At 28.2% G+C, this 20,391-nt stretch carries 17 protein-coding genes and 1 pseudogene; 3 read left to right on the forward strand and 15 right to left on the reverse strand.

Annotated features, from left to right (window positions below):
* Window positions 1-322 precede the first annotated feature (322 nt).
* Window positions 323-589, forward strand: a pseudogene (locus ACYUDJ_RS10370) (tyrosine-type recombinase/integrase); the annotation flags it as partial.
* Window positions 590-880: 291 nt separating this feature from the next.
* Here ACYUDJ_RS10370 and ACYUDJ_RS10375 read toward each other — a convergent pair.
* From ACYUDJ_RS10375 to ACYUDJ_RS10445, 15 genes are all read right to left on the reverse strand, one after another.
* Window positions 881-1,732, reverse strand: a complete 852-nt coding sequence (locus ACYUDJ_RS10375) for a DUF2971 domain-containing protein (protein ID WP_163256136.1) — start codon at window positions 1,730-1,732, stop codon at window positions 881-883.
* 342 nt (window positions 1,733-2,074) lie between these two features.
* Window positions 2,075-2,377, reverse strand: coding sequence for a hypothetical protein (locus tag ACYUDJ_RS10380; RefSeq protein WP_460289617.1), 303 nt, complete (start codon window positions 2,375-2,377; stop codon window positions 2,075-2,077).
* A 463-nt stretch (window positions 2,378-2,840) separates the two neighbouring features.
* Window positions 2,841-4,460 carry a hypothetical protein gene (locus tag ACYUDJ_RS10385; protein WP_460289618.1) on the reverse strand — a complete coding sequence of 540 codons (1,620 nt, stop codon included), beginning with the start codon at window positions 4,458-4,460 and terminating at the stop codon, window positions 2,841-2,843.
* Between the two features lie 295 nt (window positions 4,461-4,755).
* A complete protein-coding gene (locus tag ACYUDJ_RS10390; RefSeq protein ID WP_460289619.1) occupies window positions 4,756-6,879 on the reverse strand; it encodes a hypothetical protein in 2,124 nt (707 codons plus the stop codon).
* A gap of 517 nt (window positions 6,880-7,396) precedes the next feature.
* The gene (locus ACYUDJ_RS10395) at window positions 7,397-8,479 is read right to left on the reverse strand and encodes an FAD-binding protein (RefSeq protein ID WP_460289641.1); all 1,083 of its coding nucleotides are present in this window, start codon (window positions 8,477-8,479) and stop codon (window positions 7,397-7,399) included.
* Window positions 8,472-8,717, reverse strand: coding sequence for a helix-turn-helix domain-containing protein (locus tag ACYUDJ_RS10400; RefSeq protein ID WP_460289620.1), 246 nt, complete (start codon window positions 8,715-8,717; stop codon window positions 8,472-8,474). Before ACYUDJ_RS10400 ends, ACYUDJ_RS10395 begins: the two co-directional genes overlap by 8 nt.
* Before the next feature lie 16 nt (window positions 8,718-8,733).
* Window positions 8,734-9,225: a DUF2975 domain-containing protein gene (locus ACYUDJ_RS10405; protein WP_460289621.1), complete on the reverse strand. Its 492-nt coding sequence runs from the start codon at window positions 9,223-9,225 to the stop codon at window positions 8,734-8,736.
* Window positions 9,226-9,496: 271 nt separating this feature from the next.
* Entirely contained in the window at window positions 9,497-10,519 is a 1,023-nt protein-coding gene (locus ACYUDJ_RS10410) for a zinc-dependent alcohol dehydrogenase (protein ID WP_460289622.1), read from the reverse strand.
* Window positions 10,520-10,603: 84 nt separating this feature from the next.
* The gene (locus ACYUDJ_RS10415; protein ID WP_460289623.1) at window positions 10,604-11,461 is read right to left on the reverse strand and encodes a sugar phosphate isomerase/epimerase family protein; all 858 of its coding nucleotides are present in this window, start codon (window positions 11,459-11,461) and stop codon (window positions 10,604-10,606) included.
* Between the two features lie 83 nt (window positions 11,462-11,544).
* Window positions 11,545-12,684 carry a 2-deoxy-scyllo-inosose synthase gene (locus tag ACYUDJ_RS10420; protein WP_460289624.1) on the reverse strand — a complete coding sequence of 380 codons (1,140 nt, stop codon included), beginning with the start codon at window positions 12,682-12,684 and terminating at the stop codon, window positions 11,545-11,547.
* 424 nt (window positions 12,685-13,108) lie between these two features.
* Window positions 13,109-14,128 carry a sensor histidine kinase gene (locus ACYUDJ_RS10425; protein ID WP_061326572.1) on the reverse strand — a complete coding sequence of 340 codons (1,020 nt, stop codon included), beginning with the start codon at window positions 14,126-14,128 and terminating at the stop codon, window positions 13,109-13,111.
* Window positions 14,125-14,796, reverse strand: coding sequence for a response regulator transcription factor (locus ACYUDJ_RS10430; RefSeq protein WP_043032034.1), 672 nt, complete (start codon window positions 14,794-14,796; stop codon window positions 14,125-14,127). Before ACYUDJ_RS10430 ends, ACYUDJ_RS10425 begins: the two co-directional genes overlap by 4 nt.
* Window positions 14,797-14,993: 197 nt before the next feature.
* Window positions 14,994-15,704 (reverse strand): hypothetical protein, encoded by a 711-nt coding sequence (locus ACYUDJ_RS10435; RefSeq protein ID WP_003493770.1) that lies wholly within the window; start codon window positions 15,702-15,704, stop codon window positions 14,994-14,996.
* The gene (locus tag ACYUDJ_RS10440; protein ID WP_460289642.1) at window positions 15,697-17,859 is read right to left on the reverse strand and encodes a M1 family aminopeptidase; all 2,163 of its coding nucleotides are present in this window, start codon (window positions 17,857-17,859) and stop codon (window positions 15,697-15,699) included. The genes ACYUDJ_RS10435 and ACYUDJ_RS10440 overlap by 8 nt, the downstream gene beginning before the upstream one ends.
* Window positions 17,860-17,930: 71 nt before the next feature.
* Window positions 17,931-18,806: an ABC transporter ATP-binding protein gene (locus tag ACYUDJ_RS10445; protein ID WP_265203495.1), complete on the reverse strand. Its 876-nt coding sequence runs from the start codon at window positions 18,804-18,806 to the stop codon at window positions 17,931-17,933.
* A gap of 451 nt (window positions 18,807-19,257) precedes the next feature.
* Between ACYUDJ_RS10445 and thiS the strand changes: the two genes are divergently transcribed.
* The gene (thiS, locus tag ACYUDJ_RS10450; RefSeq protein ID WP_045518196.1) at window positions 19,258-19,455 is read left to right on the forward strand and encodes a sulfur carrier protein ThiS; all 198 of its coding nucleotides are present in this window, start codon (window positions 19,258-19,260) and stop codon (window positions 19,453-19,455) included.
* Window position 19,456: 1 nt separating this feature from the next.
* Entirely contained in the window at window positions 19,457-20,266 is an 810-nt protein-coding gene (thiF, locus tag ACYUDJ_RS10455; RefSeq protein WP_459566277.1) for a sulfur carrier protein ThiS adenylyltransferase ThiF, read from the forward strand.
* Window positions 20,267-20,391 lie beyond the last annotated feature (125 nt).

The raw sequence follows: 20,391 nt of genomic DNA on the forward strand, positions 1-20,391 counted from the left end.
AATTCCACAATGAATTCTTGATGTTAATATACCCTTACGTTTATTCATATTATTGAATATCAAGAAAGTCACAATAAAAGGAACAAACGCTGTCAAAAATTCATATCCAATAAAAAGCAAGTTATCCATAGAATTTACCTCCAAATTACTAGTTATTTACATCATTCATATGTCACATATTAAACATTTGTTTATACTAGTTTAAATTTGTAAACAATATAGACAGAGGTGATTATATGCAATCTAACACAACTTGCCCATTAGTTGAACAATATCTAGGTTACCTTGTCGTTATTAAGGGTCGTTATGATAATACAGTTATAATAACCGTATCACTACAAGAGCTATTCAAAATATTGTAAAAAAATATGTTATTACTTCTGGACTTGACCCAAAATCTATATCAACACACAAGCTTCGCCATACAGCAGCTACTCTTATGTACAAATATGGTAGAGTAGATATTAGATCTCTTCAACAAATTCTTGGTCATGAAAGTGTTGCAACAACTGAAATCTATACCCATATTGATGAGCATCAATTACAATCCGCTGTAAACTCTAATCCCCTTGCAATGATGTTTATCTGAACCAAAGAGACACTTAATATCGTGTCTCTTTAAAGAATAAACATAACATATTCAATTATATGGATTATGGGAAGTTAATAACCATAAATATTATCTACATACCAATATAGATAATATAATAAATTTATGAAAATATGCATTAACAAAACTATATATTAAGCTAGTTTTGTTCAATCAGACAAATTGGAATTTGTCTGCATCGTGTTATAAGAATAATGAGAAGTTATGATTGAAAATATACATATAATCTAATTCTCAAAAAACTATCACCATATTATACCTTATATAGATTTAAATAAATCTTGCTTTAATTAAACTTTTTTTCTTAAAGTTTGCTTCTATATAAGGTATTTCTCTAGCTGATTTTGTTCTATGTTTTACAACTCCATCATTATAATCTTCTTCTACTAAAAACACTACCCTATATTCTTCTTCTTTAGAAAATCTAATATGTTTAAAGAAAAAAGAATAATTTATTATTTTTATTGTAATTATTGACTTAACCGTTTCTATCATTTCCATATAATCAACTGCTTTTTTATTAATTAAAGTATTTAACAGCTCTGAATAAAATTCATTAATGTCTTCTAATATTACTGTCATCTGCTTGGCACAATCGTATACTACCTTTGCTGAACATATAGGAAATATATACTTGTTTTCTTTAAACATATCATGTATATTATTCCTAAACTCAAGTACAGCCCCACCTTGCCTGCAATAATTTTCAAATAAGTATTTATTATTTTTATTTTCTGTTAACGATAATAAAAAAAGGTTTCCTCCATCAATTGGGGCTCCTTCTTTATATGTTTCTCTTAGCGCTTCTAATGTTTTAATAATAGCTTCATAAATATATACTTGCCCGGTAATTCCCATATCATAAAGCTCTTTATTTTGATTTAAATACATTATTACTCCATCTAATACAATAGAAATATATTTTATTTCTGTTGTATCATCTAAAAAATTGCTATGAGTAACCCATAAGCTATTACTTTTCAATATTCCCTTTGCCCCAATTTCATTTGTATAATGATATAATTTTTTTCTTTTGCTTGTTTCTAATTTCATTATTACAGGATTTTTTTTTGTTACTTCATAATATTTTAAAGTGGTTATATCTCTCATTTGTTTATCCATATTATTTTTCTTCTCACTTCCTTTTCCCCCATATAGTATTTAAATAGATTTTCAATTATTGTTATAATGAGACTTGTTTAAATCGTCAAATTACAATTTATCTAAAGATTATATGAATAATCTTTACTTTGCAGTTATTTACATTGACCACACTTTTTAAATAAAATCTTTATATACTTTACCTTCTTGTTATTATCCTAATGCCTATAAATATAACTTGTCCAATTATATAAATAATCGGAAGCGGTTTATTCCATTAACGATTTTTAAGTGGATAGGTCTTGCTCTACACATTAATCTTAACAAAATTAAAACTAATCACTGTAAGTAACAATAGTAATTTTAGCTTTTAATATTTAGAACTTCAATCAAGCTCATACCATTCTTAATCTTTAATACAGCATTTACTTTATTATAATCCCACCCTTTATTTATTCCATACCTTATAAGCAACTCTACAATTTTGGGTCTATATAAGTTTATCAAATAAGCATTTTCCCAATCAAAACGCACTTCAATTAATGTAGACTTATATACAGCAGAGTAAATCCTCACTATAATCTTATATGGACCTTCAACTACCAAGTACTTAAACTCTATTTCATCAACAACAATGGTTCTTATCTTCTTCTTATAAACCTTCATATATTCCCCCTAATGAATAATGGTTAATTTAGGAATGGTTACTTGTCTTAAAACTATAAGTTTATATATTGATTTATTTTAGATTATACATGAAAACATTATACATGTACTCTCTATTACTTTTATAACTGATCTCAGTTTACCATTATAAGCATTAAGAGCTTATAGCTAATTAAAATAATACAACTAAATATTAACCAAGCATTATTAACTTAATCACCCTGTCCAATTTTTAGTCTAATTGGTATAAGATACATCTTATCCTATTTTATGAATTATGAGAAATTATATGGATAATTGGAAGTTAAAAGAGCGATAAAATTTATACAATGTCTCGCTCTCAATCTATTCATAAACAAAGCACAAAGGAATACCTCTTTGGCGTGCTTGCGCCGGTGAAGAAATGTGCCTTAACTGTCTTCTCAAGCCAAATCCCATTTGAGTGTTATGTTAGATGAAGTTATTACTGCCCTTTTTCAGCCACATAAATATATTTTTTGTATGTCCATTCGCCAACATTAATATCTTGGGATACAAATGAGTATTTACAAGAATTAATCTTAATATTTGCAACTTTTCTTTCTATATAATAAATTAATTCTTTTAGTGAATATATTTCTTGTACCATTAATATCTGTTGAAGGTTTGTCCAATCATATATTATTATATCCTCATCTTCATTTAGAGGTAATGGCATAGGGAATTGGAATAAGAGTAGTTTGTACCCCTTATAACAAGTAAAATTGAAGTTTTCTTCTTTTACCTTTATATCCTCATCATTAATAAAATCGTAGTACTCGTTAATTTGTTTGATAGCTTTTATAACTTCTCCGCTTTTATTACTTACGTCTAATATGCCAATTGGTCTTAAAAAATGCTTGTAGTCCCCTATTACAAATATCTTGTTTTTTCTATCGACTAAAAGTAAATCTGGGGTCAACACTTTTCCTCTTTTTGATATTTTCTTATCTATATAAATTTCACAATTAAGTCCCTTAAGATATGATTCTATCTCTTGTAAATTAAATTCTTCTATACTTTTTACAATTGAATCATATATTGGTTTCTTCACCGAATTTATTGCACCAAAAAACATCCTTCGTGGATCAATAGATATTAATAATCTCGGTGAAACATAAACTATATCATTTAAGCAAATAAATGGTTGGAAAACTAATTTAGAATGAAAGTTATGTAAATTAATAGTCAAATCATTAACAATTTCATTGACTTTCTTTCTCTCTACCAATGACATTTCACTTAACCATGATATAAAATCTTCCATGCCTAGAGTAACAATACATGATCCTAGATGATTTTCTAATCCAAAATTTAAGTCAATGTAGTCTTCATACCATGTATAATAAATAAAGTTGATAAACAATGCAGAGTATACTTTTACGAAATCTTCCACACCGTAAGACCCAAATGTCGTTTCTTTTCTTAAATCAAAAAAGAATTCATCCCTTAACCAATTTATTATATGATTATAAACTTCTAAATCTCTAACCTTCTCCCATGGAATATCGATTTCGTCAAAACTAAACTTGAATTCCTCATACCATTCATTAAAATTATTCTTCAATTCTTCTAAAGGGGCGGATTGCTCTATCTTTTCTATATAAAGCCTATCAAATTCAAATTGGCTAATATTCATATTAGGAATTTGTTCTTTGGAAATAAATTCTATTGTCTTTTTTTCAGGATCAATTGTTCCCTCACATAAGCCCCTATTAAGTGCTACATGTTCATTTGTCAATCTCTCATAATTATAGCCCCAAATTAAAAAGTCAATTGCCTCTTTGTCAATTTCCCTACTAATAGTATGTTCTTCATTCAGTTGATTATTTTCAATGGCAATCCATTTTATACACCGTGCTAATCCACCAGTCAAAAACGATAATGAGTATTGCTTATGATAATAGGATAACTCTAGCGTGTCATCACTTCTAAAATCTCTATATAAGTCTCCATATACCTTTAGCAGATGAATTATAGCTGTATTATAACTTCTCTTAAGGATTCTATACTTCTTGTACTCAAGATCAAGTATGTTCTCTTCTACTTCTCTAATTGTCTTCATATTATCTACTTCCTTTATAAATATTTCATCTAGTGATGAAATTGCCGACGCTTGCTAAAATTTATTTAATAATACTATCTCAAATTCACATTATTAGCCTAATGTATATAGGATAGTTGGAACTTGAACATATACTTAAAATTTCATAAAAATAGTTTCTTAATTATAAAATAATTTTTATATTTATAATCCTAAATATTTTTTATCTAATAACTTAAAGAATTATTCCTTTGTCTAACTCTTAATTTATTACAATTACCTAGTTTATTAAAAACAATACTATTCATCACGATGCTTAATTTTTCATTCCAAAATATATTTTTTTTGCTTTATCTGTAATTTTATATATTTTCCTATTGTCCCCATCAACATATAACTGGTGCTTTGTTAATAGGTTTTTGTCTTCTAATACCACCGAACGTTTAGATATTAATTGATAAGATGTATCTAATTCTTTTGCAATTAATGTAGCATATAAATTTAAATTTTCATTCTGATTTAGTACATGTAAAATATCCAATTCGATCTCTGATAATAAATCTTCTTTATTCACACTTTTAAATAAATCTTTATCATCAAAATAATATTTCTCTTCAATAAAACCTACCTCACGGCAACCTCTATAGCAGATCATTCCTATTTTATTTAAAATATCATATTCATTAAAATCATACACTTCTCCACATTGGCCACAAACATATCTAGTTTGTCCCAATAAATATTTCTCTAATAAATCATTATTATCAAAATATCTTGAGATATAATATTTTCTATATTTTGTATTGCCCTTTGGTCTTCCAAATAGTATATTATTTGCCTTACATAATCCATAATTTATAGAATAAATACTTATTTTTACTCCATCTCTATCAGATTGTTCATAATATTTTGTTACAAAATAATTTAATTCCAAGGAATAAAAAAACTTCTCATATCCTTTTTTTATATAGAAATGGCTTGTTGGGATTTTATTCTTTGGAATATCTTTAAACAATACTGTATTCTCATTCGCAAGTTTTGATTTTAATTCTTTAGATTTATCAATAATTTTACTTAGAAGAATCTGTTGCGCATGTCTATCAAGGTTCTCATTAAATGCTTCCGCTAAATAATTAGTTTTTTCAAAATAATAAACAACTTGATTCTCATAATATTTTTGAGTTGCTTCTTCAATCAATGCTTTAGTTATCTTTTTATCATATATTACTGCACTTTGATAACAATAGTGAAGTATGTATCCAAGCACTCTAGGTATATTCATGGATGCCTGAAATAATAGCTCTTTATAACTATCCCATGTATTATCTTTAGAATCTATCTGAAATATTATCGAAGGCTGTTCATTAAGATAAAATTCAAACCTTTTTGTTAAGAGTCTATCTAAAAAATCAATAGCCTTTTCTTCAAGTTCGGGTAAATCCTTAACTTTATAAATGTTATAATAGTCTAAACTTATTTCATTTATTTTTCCCTTATCTATATCACCATAAAAAATTCTTTTTGGATATGACCCTATCTTAAATCTAAAAAATTTTTCAGACCAATTATTTAATGGTGCTAATATAGTATTAACAAAAACTTGTTGAGCTTCAAAATCTATTTCAGAGAAATCATCTAAAAATATATGTACCCTCATTATACCTAATGATTTCAATTCCGAAGATATCTTTTCCATGTATTCTTTTATACTAAAATGCCTTAGTAAAAGTGATGAAAATTGTTTCATTTCTTCTTCAGATGAACTATTTTTTATACCTATTGATTCATCATAAGATACTTCAAGCGACACATCTTTTATAGATGCATTCTCTTTCATTCGAGCAGTTGTATTATTGCTACTTTCATTGCTACTAGCCTCTTTTAATTGGTTTGTGCTTTGAATAATAAGACTAACATCTGCAAATTTCGGTATTTTTATATTTTCTTTAAGATTTGTAAGCGCTAATCTTGCTTGCTTATACTTACCTTTTTTTATTATTTTTCCAACTATATTTTTATTCTCTAAACTTTCCTCAAGTTCATCAATCAATTCACTCAACACTTGTAACATAAAATTCTGTAATAACAATAATTTTTGTATATGTTCATTGTATGAGTCGACTTTAATATCTTGAGATATGGATTTACCATATAGTGTTTTAACATCAATATATGCTGATATTTCTTTATTTTGATGTCTAAAATATTCTTGTGCTTTTGCAAATATTGTGGATTTACCTGTTCCTTTTCTTCCTATTAAAAATACAGTAGAATCTTCAATTACCTGTTTAAATATTGCTTCATTAGGCAAAGGATCAACGTATAGCTTATCAATAATATTTTTATTGTTATCTTCATTAATTAACTCAGCTCGTTGTGCAAGTTTTAATGATATTATTAATTTATTTAGATTATCTAAAAACTCTTTATCAAATTGCATATTTTTCTCCTTTTTGAATGTAATTTATATATTTATTTCATCTAACTAATTAGTAAAATAACTATTATCTAAAATAATAGTTATGTTTTTCCAACTTCCAATTATAGACATTAGTTACACAATATTTAAACACTTGTACTTTAAATATTGTTAAAATCCTTTATTTTCAAAGTATCAATATAGCAATATCCAGCTATATATAATATCATGTATATTTTACCATAAAATATTACATATATATAATTATTTTTATAGAATTCTACACAAATCCCAAAATAAAGCATATAAATGTGAAAAAATTAAAGCTTCCACTAAGTGAAAGCTTTTAGATTCTTATTGTATTTTATTTATATCTGTATCCATTTTTCTAACAATAAACTTGTATTATCTTTTTGTTATTATTTTCTATACCTATATAGTTTTCTGCTACTTCGCCTATTAAATTTGTTGATTTTCTTAAATTATATTACCATAGAATAAGTTATTTAAACAAAAATATCACTTAATAACAATCTTTTTAATTAATCACTTCCCCCTTTGTTGAAGCAATATCAATACTTTTCAATCCGCTTTTTAACACAAGCTTACGTAAAAATGGATTATACATAAAGGGGCATTTAAGTAGTTTTAAGAAGATTTTGAAACGAATATTAAAGGTTTTTAACCAGTACTTTTTATTAGGGTTTTTACTATGGGTATTTAGCACTTCACTCAAAACTCGGGCGCTGTTAATGGCTGAACTGATTCCCTCCAGTGAACTTGGACTGATAAATCCCGCAGCCTCCCCAACTAAAAAAGCATTTTCCTTTCCACAGCAAAAATCATAAAATGATGATGGTCTAAGTACCATACAAGCCTCAGTTTTTATAGGTTTTCCAAACCTAAATCCAATTTTTTCTAACTTTTTTTTCTGATTTTCGAAGCGCTCCCGAGAATTATGTATAGGAAATGCACCGCCAAAAATAAACTTGTTATCTTTTGAAATGGACCAAGAACAGCAATCTGTGTTTTCCAAATCAAAAATACAGGAATAAAAAGGATTATCATTTATTTCAGAAAACCATTGCTGAATTGACATATAAGCCCGTATTTTCTTTTTGGGATACATCAATCGACGTACCATAGAATTTGCACCATCTGCCCCTACCAGATATTTAGTGATAATAACCTGCTTTACACCCTTTTCATAAAAAGTTACCCTATAACCCTCTGGTATTTTTTCAATAGAAGAACAATAAGAATTGCTATAAACCTCCACGTGATTTGGAATAAGTGATTTTAACCATAAATCAAATTTATGACGATCAATGTTAATATAAAACCGTTGATAATATCGAAGGAGAGTATTTTTCAGATCTATAGTTTTAACAGCAAAAATCTGAGGATCCACCATAACATCCTTTGGAAGTGTAATATCCAACTCTGCCAATGCTTTCTGGGCATGGGAAGAAAGCAATCCACCACAAGGTTTCTTAAATCCCTTTTCCCTGGAATTTTTTTTGTCAATAGCAATAATTTTATATCCTTTAGAAAGCAGTTGTGCAAGTATAGAACCAGAAGGCCCTAAGCCAATAATTGCAATATCATATGTCCTAATCATTGCTTTTTTCATCCTTATTCTCATTTTCTAAATCTTTATCTTCCCTATACTCTAAAATATCTCCTGGCTGGCATTGTAGTATTCTGCACAAAGCATCAAGGGTAGTAAATCGAAAAGCTTTTGCCCTATGATTTTTAAAGTTTGATACATTTGCCATGGTCATTCCTAATTGTTCCGATAACTCTGTTAAAGATATTTTGCGTTTTGCCATCATAACATCCAAATTAACTACAATCATATTTGATTTCCCCCTTTTAAAATGTTAAGTCATTCTCTTCTTTGATTTCAGCAGCTACTTTGAATATGTTAGACATTATCAAAAATAAAAAACCTACTGTTATTGATATAAAAATTACAACTATCAAAGGTAATATAGTCATTGCAAATAGATAAAAATCAAATAATACGTATAAAAATATGTTGCTCAAAAGATAAATACACGCCTCAGAAAATGCACAAATTGCAAGGATTTGAAACTCCTTTGATATAATTGGTGAAAAGGAATTTTCACTTGTAAGCAGTTTACAAATTCTTTTAAATTTAAATAATGCTATCAAATAAGGAACTGCACATAGGTAAATAAATGCTGTCAATATCCACTCTATATTTGATGTTTCTACCTTCATTCCTGATGTCTTAAAAAATGCTGTCAACACTAAAGGAATACTTATAAGGGTAAGAATTGTTAAAATAATCCCCACAATTACTAATCCATTTAATATTTTTGAACTTATTTTCTCTTTCATAAGAATTACCTCACTCTAAAATAATTTTTATTAATTGTTTTCATCCATATTATATATCATGTCTTAAATAATTACAATAATTATTTATCGTTATTCTTTATGTTTTTATCGTTTTTATTGAGCAATCCCTTTTTTCTAACTCAATAGTAACACGAGATGCCACTTTGTAAATTGAAAAATAAATTTATATATCAAAAACAGGTAGTCCAATTTAAACTTAGACTACCTGTATACCTGTAAATATACAATTTAATATAAAATATATTTTATATTAGCATAAATTTATTTGAGTTTTAATTCTCTTATCTTTAACTTGAAATCCCATACTAGCATCATCCAATCCATAGGTATGTGTTATCATCTTTTTAACTTCATCTTTATTTGAAATTAAAAACTTAATAACCTCATCAAATTCATGTGTTCCTCCAATTGTTCCATGAACTTTAATTGATTTCAAAGTAATTGGTGATAAAGTTACATTTTTATTAGGATACATTCCTAGTGTTATAATATGTCCATTAGGATTGATTAAATATAAAGCTTGCTGAAATGCTTCTATATTTCCACTTGCTTCAAAAATAATATCATAGTTACAATGTTTTGAAATTTCACTGTATGAACTATTATTTACTTCAAGGCTTTTTTCACTTGCAAAATTCACATCAAAGATCTTACTAATAAAATCTTTTTTACTATCATCAATTTCCATAAGTTTGATATTACAATAGTTAAACTTAAATTTTAATAATAAATAAATTGATAATCCTATTGCTCCTCCACCTATTATTAATATGCATCTATCCTTTTTATCTAACATTGATTCTATCTTTTTTATAGCATGCAGTGCTACTGAAAAACATTCTGTTAGAGCAAGAACATCAAAAGATGTTTCCATTGGTGCTACATATAAATATTTTGTTTCTACAACTGCATATTGTCTTGAATATCCATCAATAGTTATTCCAAACTTTTCAATGTTGCTACATAAATTTTTATCTTCTTTACATAAACAACAATTGCCGCACCATTTGGAACAATCTCCTGTTACCTTATCTCCAATTTTAATGTTTGAGGTATCATCATTTATTTCAACAACTTCTCCAGACCACTCATGACCAAAGTATAAAGGATACCTACAAGGTCCACTATAATTACCATAAAATAATTTATAATCTGATCCACAAAGACTTATAGTATTTATTTTTATTAAAGCATGTCCTTTAGGTATGTTTTGAGGTATATCTAAATCTATTTTTTTTATTACCTCGGGAGAAATTAATTTCAATCCCTTCATAATAACTCCTTCTTCCAACTTTTTATAAAATTAATGATTACTCTATTATAGATTTTATAAAGTTTCATTCATAATCATTTAACTTTATTGTACTAATTCCATACTAGAAAATTCTCTTATATGCTGTTCTATTTGTTTCAAGTATTTTATACTCTTATCTAAAGCATTATTCCAGTCATCAGCATGATGATATAGTTCTACACTAATGTAATATTGATAGTTATATTTAATTAAATCTTTAAGAATTGTATTAAAATCAATATCTCCTGTACCTGGTATTTGATGATAATGAACTCTATTTTTAATATCTTCTATATGAATATGCCTTGTATAAGGAATACTTTTTCTAATAGATAAAATAGGATCTTCTTCACAACAATATACATGTCCAATATCTAAGTTTAACATTAGTCTTGGATTATTTATTTCGTTAATTAAATTTATAGCTTGTTCTGTTTTTTCAATAAACATACCTGGTTCAGGTTCTAAAGCAAATGTTGTGTTTGGGCATTTTACTAATAAATAATTTATCCCTTGTTTCAAATAATCGTATGCTTCATTACTGGAAACTTTATCGGATTTGAATCCTGTGGCAAAATTAATTACATCAACACCTAGATATTCAGCAAATTCAGCTGTTTTAACAAGCAATTCAATACGTTTTTTTCTACCAATAGAATCCTTACAAATTATAGATGGCTCAAACTTCTCATCACTTAAAATATTATCACAACCTGTTGCTATATCAGATAAAACTAAGCCAGAACTTTTTAATGTTGATTTTATTTTTTTTACTTCTTCTATATTAATATCTAATGGATGAAAATGTTGTTTATGCAAAGATATTTCTACTCCATCATAGTTATGATTTGATATTTGTTTTATAGCTTCTTCTAATGGCATATTTCTTAATCCATTTGTATTATAAGCAAGTTTTAACATATTGTCCTCCTCTAAATTTTGAAATCAAATATCCTATTTTAAGCTTCTAAATCTAGTATATTTTTATAATAAATTCACTAAAATTAACAAGTTTCTTCTATAGCCTCATTGATTATATTAAAAGGAACTTTAATCATATAACTACCATCAGTGTTTATGCATTTTCCTATGTTTTCAAGAATAACAAACCTTATACCATTCATATCTTTTTTATTATCTAGTTTTATTCTATTAATTATGTCAGAAATTTTTATATTTGAAGGAATTTTGGTAGGTGTCTTCAATGCTGATAATATATCCAAATGCTCCTTAACATCCTGTTTACTTAAGTAACCAAGTTTTTCACTTACGCGAGCAGCAACCATCATACCAATTGATACACTTTCTCCATGTGATAGTTTTCCATATGAAAGCTTTTCTATTGCATGTCCAACGGTATGACCATATTCTAGAATCATAGCTAAACCCTTTTCAGTTGGATCTGCTTTCATTATTGGTAACTTTGATTCAATACTCATTTTTACTAAATTAAAAACGCCTTCTTGGTTAACATTAAAATCATTTTTAATTACTGATTTAAGTTTATTTAAAAAATCTGCATTATATATGAATCCATTTTTAACAGTTTCAACAAAACTACCTCTTATAAATCTTTCACTATCAAATGTTAAGAATGAAGTATCTATAAAATTAAATAAAGGTGTATAATATGATCCAATCATATTCTTACCATAAAAAGAATTAATCCCTTGTTTTCTGCTAAGAATGCTATCAGTCTGAGACATAAATGTTGTAGGTATATGAAAAAACCTAATACCTCTAAATGCTAAAGCAGCAGCCAATCCTGTAATATTCCCTACAACACCTCCACCTAATGAAATTAAAATTGAACTTTTAGTTACATTGTTATCAAATAAATCTTCCATTAAATCATTAAACACTTTTATATTTTTATGTTTTTCACCTGATGGCAATTTAATTAATTTTACTGAAACTTTTTCATTCATATATTGTAATAGTTCATTTCCAAACAAATTGTATACAACATCGTCTGTAATTAAGAAAAACTTATCTGTATTTAAATCCATCATCTTTTCTAATAGACTTTCTCTCCATATATTGCACCCTAAATATATTGGGGATGATTCTAATAAATTTGTTTCAAGTTTAACCTCTGGATGATAATAATCATCATTAATTTTTTGTGCTAAATTCATATACATTTTGCATTCCTCCTGTTTGTTTTCTCATTAATTTATATAATATGTTTTTTAATAAAACTACTCTGATAAATAAAATAATCTGCTATTATTTTAAATCAAAATACCACTCCTTTGCTGTTTATTGAATATCATTATCAATACTTCTTGATAACAATTACCATTTTAATCCTTTTTATTAAATTTGTAAATATTTTTCTATTAATTGTAAAATAAATTTCGTACTACAAATTTCGATAAACTTAATAGTTATTTTTGTTATCAAAAAATTAAAAGGGATAAGAATGAAAGACCCAAACACTAGATGTTTACTAATGTTTAGGTCTCTTTTATACACGAAATTCCAATTATCCCTTCAAAAAGCATATCCTAAGTTCTATTACTTTTCAGTATTTTATTTATATCTGTATCCTCTAATAATTTTTCCTTAATCATCTGTAAAAGTTGCCATACTTGACAGAGGAAATATTAATGTAACTTTAGTTCCCTTATTTACCTCAGAGACAATAATAATTTTTAGCCCCAATTTTGAACAAAGCTTTTCACATAGATATAAGCCCATTCCTGTACTTTTGCTAAATTTTCTTCCATTTTCACCGGTAAATCCTTTTTCAAAGACTCTATTTATATCTTTGTCTATTATTCCAGCTCCATTATCCTCTATGGTTAACATTACTGAATTAGCTTTTTTAGTTGAATATACACTTATCATTGGCTCTTTGCTATTTGAGTACTTTATAGAGTTTACTATTATCTGATTAATAATAAATTCAATCCATTTTCCATCACTATGCACAATTTCATCAATATCTTTTATATCTAATTTTATTTTCTTATGAATAAAATCTCTATAATTTCTTTTAATTACATTCCTTACTACTAAGTCAAGGTTAATTTGTTTTATGATATAATCTTTACTCACATTATTGCTTCGAGAATAATAAAGCACCTGTTCTACAAACCCCTCAATTCTATCCATCTGAAAGTCTATTTTATTAGTTACTTCGTTTCGATTATTTTCAATTATCAGCTTTGTAGAGGCTATTGGTGTTTTAATTTCATGTACCCATGTCTCTATGTATTCTCTATAATCTTCTTGCATATCCTTATAGTATTTTACATTTTCGTGCATATCTCTGCTTATTTCTTTAAGTATAGAATTAAGCTTTTCCCCTTCTATAAAGTTTGCTTCCCTTATTATTTCTGGGAGTAAATATTTGTTATCTAAGTTTTCTAATATGCTATCAACTTCATCATAATAATTTTTATATTTTATAAATTGCAAAGACATATATGAAACTAATGGCAAAAACCAAATACAAAATGCAGATAAAATTATAATTAAACTAACTTTAATGGCAGCCATTATAGCCGCTATTACAACAAATATTAGCATATTACATATTATTACTACCATTTTGTCTTTAATAAATTCACCTATACTCATGGCATTATATACCCTAACCCTCTCCTTGTTTCTATTGGATTCTCTATGCCTATCTCTTGAAGCTTTTTTCTTAATCTATTAATATTAACAGTTAAGGTGCTATCATCTACAAAATAATCTGATTTCCACAAGTATTCCATAAGTAAATCTCTTTTTACTATATTACCCTTGTTATTTATCAAATAGGAAAGTATCTTAACCTCATTTTTAGTTAGCTCTAAGGATTTATCTTTATAAATAACCGTTGCATTTGAAAGATTTAAATTAAAATCTCTGTAATTTAATATATTATTAGTTTTTAAGTTTCCATAGGTTCTTTTTAATATATTTGTTATCCTTGCTAATAATATTTCTGTGTTATATGGCTTTGTTATAAAATCATCTGCCCCTAAATTTATGCTCATTAATTCATCTACATCACTATCTCTACTTGTAACTATTATAATTGGAACATCTGAAGTCTTACGTATTTCTCTGCATATATAATAACCATCATATAGTGGAAGATTTATGTCTAATAATATAAGGTTTGCATGTTCATTTTCAACATATTTTATTATATTATTAAGATCTATAGGTGCTTTTACTTCATATCCATATTTTATTAAAAAATTTTGTAATTCTTCTCTTATAACTTCATCATCTTCAATAATAAGGATTTTTTTCATTAATTATTATACCTCCCTAACATAGAATATAAGGCTATTAAACTTTGGGGAACAAAATCTAATAGCCTTAATCATTATTATAAGATTAAATATCACTTTTTACCATATTTTTTGATTAGTATCCTCATATTTTACATATAACAAACTGCCTACAATTGTTATAACAAACTGTTGAAAAGATTATTTCAATAAAATACTTACTTTTTCTTTTGAATACCAGATAGTAGCATCATTCCAAGTCCAGTTAGTCCATACATAAACTTTCCAATTACTACGCTTACAGGTATTGAGAATGCTGGTTCAACTAAATCAAGAGATTCTGGATATTTTGTAAAGAAGTTTCCTCCAAATAAATCAACTGCATATGGCAATGGAATGAAACTTACTAACATCACCGCTGCCATAAGTATAAAAATTACTCCTTGGTGATATCGCCCTCCCAAAGTTCCTAAGCCAAACATAAACAGCATAGCTGGTAGCAGTGTTATGACTGCCGGCAACACAAGCTTTCCAAAATTAGTAAAGTTAAAATTCACAGCATAGAAGTACAAACTATAGACAATAGGAACCGCAGAAATTAAAACAAAGCCTATAATAATAGTTCCAAAGCGAATCATTTGAAACTTAAATGGGTCAATAGGAGTTGCTTTAGTTAACACCTGTACGCTCTTTTCCTGTTTTTGATAAAGAAAAGATATAAAAAATAGCAGTGTAACAAGCAATATTGGCAACACTTTAGCAAGGTATGTTCCATAGCTCCAGCCAGAGAATGGGGCCGTATTTGAAATCCCAAGAATTATCTCTCCACGCATAACTTCATAGCTATACAAAGCAGAAATAATAAGTAATCCTAAGAAAAATTTATTTATAATCAGCCTTTTAAGTTCATATTTAAATATTCTATTCAAGGTTTAACTCCTCCCCTTTTAGCTCACAAGCATTTAAAAAATCCTGCCATGTAATTTGTGTTTTTGATTTATTTTTATATAATTTAGCTAAAATTTCATCCATTTTATCTTCGCCCCCGACTAACTTTGAGGCTTTCAAAATTTGAAGAGGTAATTTTGAGTATTGTCGCAAGACTCTATCATTGCCATCAATATCTTGAACATACCTTTTGGGCAATATTTTTAAATATTCTGGATGCCTAGTATAAAAATTATTATTATTTTCTTTCACACGAGCCTTCCATATGTCCACATAATTTTTTTTGGCATATTCTTCTCCATGGGTTTTCTTAGCAACTCGGTAAGTTGTATAAACAGCAAGGCCTTCCGCTGACCAATTTCTATTATTCCCCCCGGAACCTACAGTGTGCACTCCCCACCACTGATGAGCAAGTTCATGAGCCAGTGTTTCAGCAGCAGATGCTCCCTTTGATTTATCACTTAAATTTTCATCATTAAAACAGAATTCTCCTATGGTACTATAATTAGGCAATGCTAGTCCTCCTGGAAATAAGGCTGTTTTTTCTACTATTTTTAAGGGTGAATTTTTAGCAACATTATTTAACTTTCCATAATGACTAATACAATAATCAATAGTATCCTTCATCACTTTTTCAGCACTCATATTTTTCATAGTATCCTCATGTTTACTGCTATAGTAAAAGTTTATGGGCATTTCTTCATTTCCTAGCTGCTTCATAACATAATCACCCGCCATTAAAGAGAATCGAGTTCCCCTAAGATGAACAAGCCATGTTTTCTTATCCCCATCCTCTGAAAGTAACTTCGTGCTATCCCCAGTTAAGTTTGCTACTGCTTTACCGTTCTCATTCTCTTGTGATGGATCCACTACTGGCATAATCCCAGCAGGCATGGTAAGCTTACATGCAAGTTCAGGATTATCCTTGCTGTTTGGTACTTTTATATTAGGAATAAAACCACTGTCTAAATCTATATATCTGTTGCTAATATTAGTATTCAGAAGAAAATCACTCAAGAAATATAGAATTTTAGGCCTTCCCTCATATTCTATAGCGAGCTTAATATTCTTTTCCTTAGGTACATTAAATATAATATTATTTCTTATGTTCTTTAATTTTTTAAATGTAACCTTTTTATCATTTACAATTATTTCATGAATGGTATATCCTGGATTTATTGTGAATCTGCATTCCTGTGTATTGTTGCTCAAATTTTCAAGTGAATATACCGCCTTTCCAGAAAGACTCCCTTTACTTCCATCAAATGAAATTTTCAAATCACTGTTTAACAACTGAATCTCTTTATTCACCTTATCAGAACTGTCCGCCGAATCATTATTAATCATTTCAATAATTCCTTCTTTAGATACCAGAAAAACATCAGGTTGATTTATAAAAGCATAGCATCCACTACCAATCATTGCTATAGCAATTAAAGGAATATAAACTTTCCTTGAATTATAAAGCATAGAACCCAATATTCTTTTGCCATAACATCGTACACTTAACAACCCAATTAACCACAAACCACCAAATATTAAAAACCAAAATAGTCTATTATGCTTCATTAAACGAAATACTTGTGTATTACTAAAATAATCTGACAGTGCTGGAACTGAAGGTTTTATCCAATGCAGGATATTTCCAATAGGTAAACCTTCAATTAAGTTTGGTAGCATTAATAGAATAAATGCAGCCATACTAAGATCTACACGATAGAAAATCTGATAAAGCGCAGAAGCTGCTAAAATTGATAGCAGTATAGATGGAAGTATCAAAAGAAAGAAGCTATTTAAGTAGGTATATATATCAAAAACATTACCCATTTTTATAACTGTATATGGATAATAAAGGGCTGAAGTAATAGAAACAGTAACAGTGGCCGCTATTCCTATGGTAAATAATCTCCCCACATTTAGTACCAAGGGAGATACAATACTATTTGTTAGTCCTTCTATTTCATATTTATGTACCCTATTGAACTCTAACAGGGTTAGTATTGCAAATAAAATCCCTCCACCTACCGCTCCAGCAATAGATGGATTTCCAATAAATTTGCCGCTTAACGTTCCCTCAAGCATGCCATTATTGTACAGTTTATATCCAGCCATTGGGCAAATCATAGTTAATATCATAATTAAATAAACAATTTTCGAATGGAAAATACGATTTAATTCCACCCTTAAATAGGAAAAGAAATTCATGACTATTTCACCTCTTTTTCCATAATAAGATACATATAGGCATCCTCAAGAGTAGGCTCCACAGCTTCTGCAAAGTCTGGAAGTGTTTCCGCTACAATACGGCAGGCAATACCACGTGCTGTGTTAACCCTTGACGTTATCTTATATTCTTGGTTTACTCTTTGTTCTGTTTTTTCTTCAAAGACTCCAACATGATTGTGTGCCAAGACAATCAATTCCTCTGGTGTACCTGTAAATAAAATTTGCCCATGATTAATAACAATCAGTTTATCACATACTGATTGTACATCTTCAATTATATGGGTAGATAATAAGACAATCTTATCCTGTGCAGTCTTAGAAAACAAATTACGGAAATTAATACGTTCCTCAGGATCAAGTCCAACGGTTGGCTCATCAAAAATTAATAATTCTGGATTACCCATAAGAGCTTGGGCAATGCCTACACGCTGCCTTTGACCGCCAGATAAAGTGGAAATACGTGCTTTACGTTTTTCTGTTAGATTTGTCTTCTCAATAACCTCTTTAATAACCTTCTTACTATTTTTAATTCCTTTTAGTGCTGCCATATAATCTAAAAACTGCCAGACGGTAAGTTCATCATAAAGTCCAAAAGATTGTGGTAGATATCCTAGACTTGCTTTTAGCTTTCTTTCATTTTTAAGTAAGGGCACACCATCTATAAGAATTTTTCCGCTAGTTGGTATCAACTCTGCTACAAGTAGTTTCATAAGTGTTGACTTTCCTGCTCCATTAGGTCCTAAAAGGCCAATAAGACTTGGACTTTCTATTTGCAATGAAACATCATTTAATGCTTTTTTACCAGCTTTTTTACCAACTTTATATATCATATTTAAATTTTCAACTGAAATTTTCATAGTTTTATCATCCTTTCATATGCCTTATTTAATATCTTCATATTTTACATATAACAAAATTAGATATTCCTTTTTACTATATTTTTATATCCTGCATAGGTTATATAGAAATATCCCAAATAAACTATAACAAATATTAAAACAGTTATTAAAATTGAAGACCCAATATTGATTTTATTAATAATCAGATTTCTTTAACCTTATCTCCTGTAACTTATTTTATACAATTCCATTTATTGTATCAATGAAACTATATTTCATTAACATTACATTTTTGTTATATTAATATAAATAACTCTTAAGCCTCCGAAAACTATATTGACAGTATATTATTATATTGGTACAATAATTGCAGAGTGATGACTGAGGTCACACGAAGGGGTACACCACCATGGGTGTAGGTCTTCGTGTGGCCTTTTTTGGTGCATATAAATTTATTTGGGGGTGAATTATGGTATACGTAAATGGCAATTCAATAAGCAATGCAGACAATTTATGCTTATATGATTATCTAGTACGCGAAGGTTATAAAATTTCCTTTGTTGCAGTTGAATGCAATGGTTATATTGTCCCTAAAACTCAATATAAAGAAAAAATATTAACAGATGGTGATGTTATTGAAGTTGTAAGCTTCGTAGGAGGTGGCTAATTTGAATATAAAGATTAATGGTAAACAAATAACAACTAATTGTTCTACTCTTCATGATTTGCGTAAAAAGCATTATGGTGATAGCGAAAATATAATAACTATTTTTAATGGTTTTCAAACTTTTGATGATTATGATATTAGCGAAAATGATGAAGTAAATTTTATTGAAAAAGGCAAAATGCCGCCACAAGATGAGTTTGAAAGCTTAATGTGTGCAAGACATACTCCTCATGTGTTTGAAAAAGTTAAAGCTTCTAAAGTAGCAATTGCTGGTCTTGGCGGTCTTGGTTCTAATATAGCAATGAATTTAGCAAGAACGGGAGTAGGCCATTTACATTTAATTGATTTTGATATAGTAGAGCCCAGCAACTTAAATCGTCAGCAATATAAAATTAAGCATCTTGGATTATATAAAACAGAGGCATTAAAAAATGAAATTGAAGAAATAAATCCATTTATTAAAGTCACTATTGATACTGTAAAAGTTACTGAAAAAAATATTCAATCATTATTTAAAAATGAAGATATTATTTGCGAGGCTTTTGATAATCCAACAGCAAAAGCTATGCTTGTAAACACTCTTCTTGAATATTATCCACTAAAGAAAATTGTATCCGCTTCAGGAATGGCAGGATATGAAAGTAGTAACACAATAGTCACAAAAAAAGTAACAGATAATTTTTATTTATGTGGTGATAGAGCAACGGGGGCTATGGTAGGACGAGGTCTAATGGCTCCACGTGTATCTATTTGCGCAGGACATCAATCAAATATGGTTTTAAGATTAATACTAGGAATAAAAGAAGTATAAAGTAAAGCTAAATTGGACTTATACACTAATAATCACAATGTCTAAAGCTATACTACTATTTTAAACTTTACTAAACATTAGATGAGATATAGCTTAATTATATAAATGTAACAGTAACAAAATAA

Source organism: Clostridium sp. CTA-6, assembly GCF_054768115.1.

Excerpts from the sequence above, each read along its gene's own strand:
- ACYUDJ_RS10375 (WP_163256136.1), bottom strand. The coding sequence starts at position 1,732 with ATGGATAAACAAATGAGAGATATAACCACTTTAAAATATTATGAAGTA.
- ACYUDJ_RS10380 (WP_460289617.1), bottom strand. The coding sequence starts at position 2,377 with ATGAAGGTTTATAAGAAGAAGATAAGAACCATTGTTGTTGATGAAATA.
- ACYUDJ_RS10385 (WP_460289618.1), bottom strand. The coding sequence starts at position 4,460 with ATGAAGACAATTAGAGAAGTAGAAGAGAACATACTTGATCTTGAGTAC.
- ACYUDJ_RS10390 (WP_460289619.1), bottom strand. The coding sequence starts at position 6,879 with ATGCAATTTGATAAAGAGTTTTTAGATAATCTAAATAAATTAATAATA.
- ACYUDJ_RS10395 (WP_460289641.1), bottom strand. The coding sequence starts at position 8,479 with ATGATTAGGACATATGATATTGCAATTATTGGCTTAGGGCCTTCTGGT.
- ACYUDJ_RS10400 (WP_460289620.1), bottom strand. The coding sequence starts at position 8,717 with ATGATTGTAGTTAATTTGGATGTTATGATGGCAAAACGCAAAATATCT.
- ACYUDJ_RS10405 (WP_460289621.1), bottom strand. The coding sequence starts at position 9,225 with ATGAAAGAGAAAATAAGTTCAAAAATATTAAATGGATTAGTAATTGTG.
- ACYUDJ_RS10410 (WP_460289622.1), bottom strand. The coding sequence starts at position 10,519 with ATGAAGGGATTGAAATTAATTTCTCCCGAGGTAATAAAAAAAATAGAT.
- ACYUDJ_RS10415 (WP_460289623.1), bottom strand. The coding sequence starts at position 11,461 with ATGTTAAAACTTGCTTATAATACAAATGGATTAAGAAATATGCCATTA.
- ACYUDJ_RS10420 (WP_460289624.1), bottom strand. The coding sequence starts at position 12,684 with ATGTATATGAATTTAGCACAAAAAATTAATGATGATTATTATCATCCA.
- ACYUDJ_RS10425 (WP_061326572.1), bottom strand. The coding sequence starts at position 14,128 with ATGAGTATAGGTGAATTTATTAAAGACAAAATGGTAGTAATAATATGT.
- ACYUDJ_RS10430 (WP_043032034.1), bottom strand. The coding sequence starts at position 14,796 with ATGAAAAAAATCCTTATTATTGAAGATGATGAAGTTATAAGAGAAGAA.
- ACYUDJ_RS10440 (WP_460289642.1), bottom strand. The coding sequence starts at position 17,859 with ATGATATTAACTATGATTTGCCCAATGGCTGGATATAAACTGTACAAT.
- ACYUDJ_RS10445 (WP_265203495.1), bottom strand. The coding sequence starts at position 18,806 with ATGAAAATTTCAGTTGAAAATTTAAATATGATATATAAAGTTGGTAAA.
- thiS (WP_045518196.1), top strand. The coding sequence starts at position 19,258 with ATGGTATACGTAAATGGCAATTCAATAAGCAATGCAGACAATTTATGC.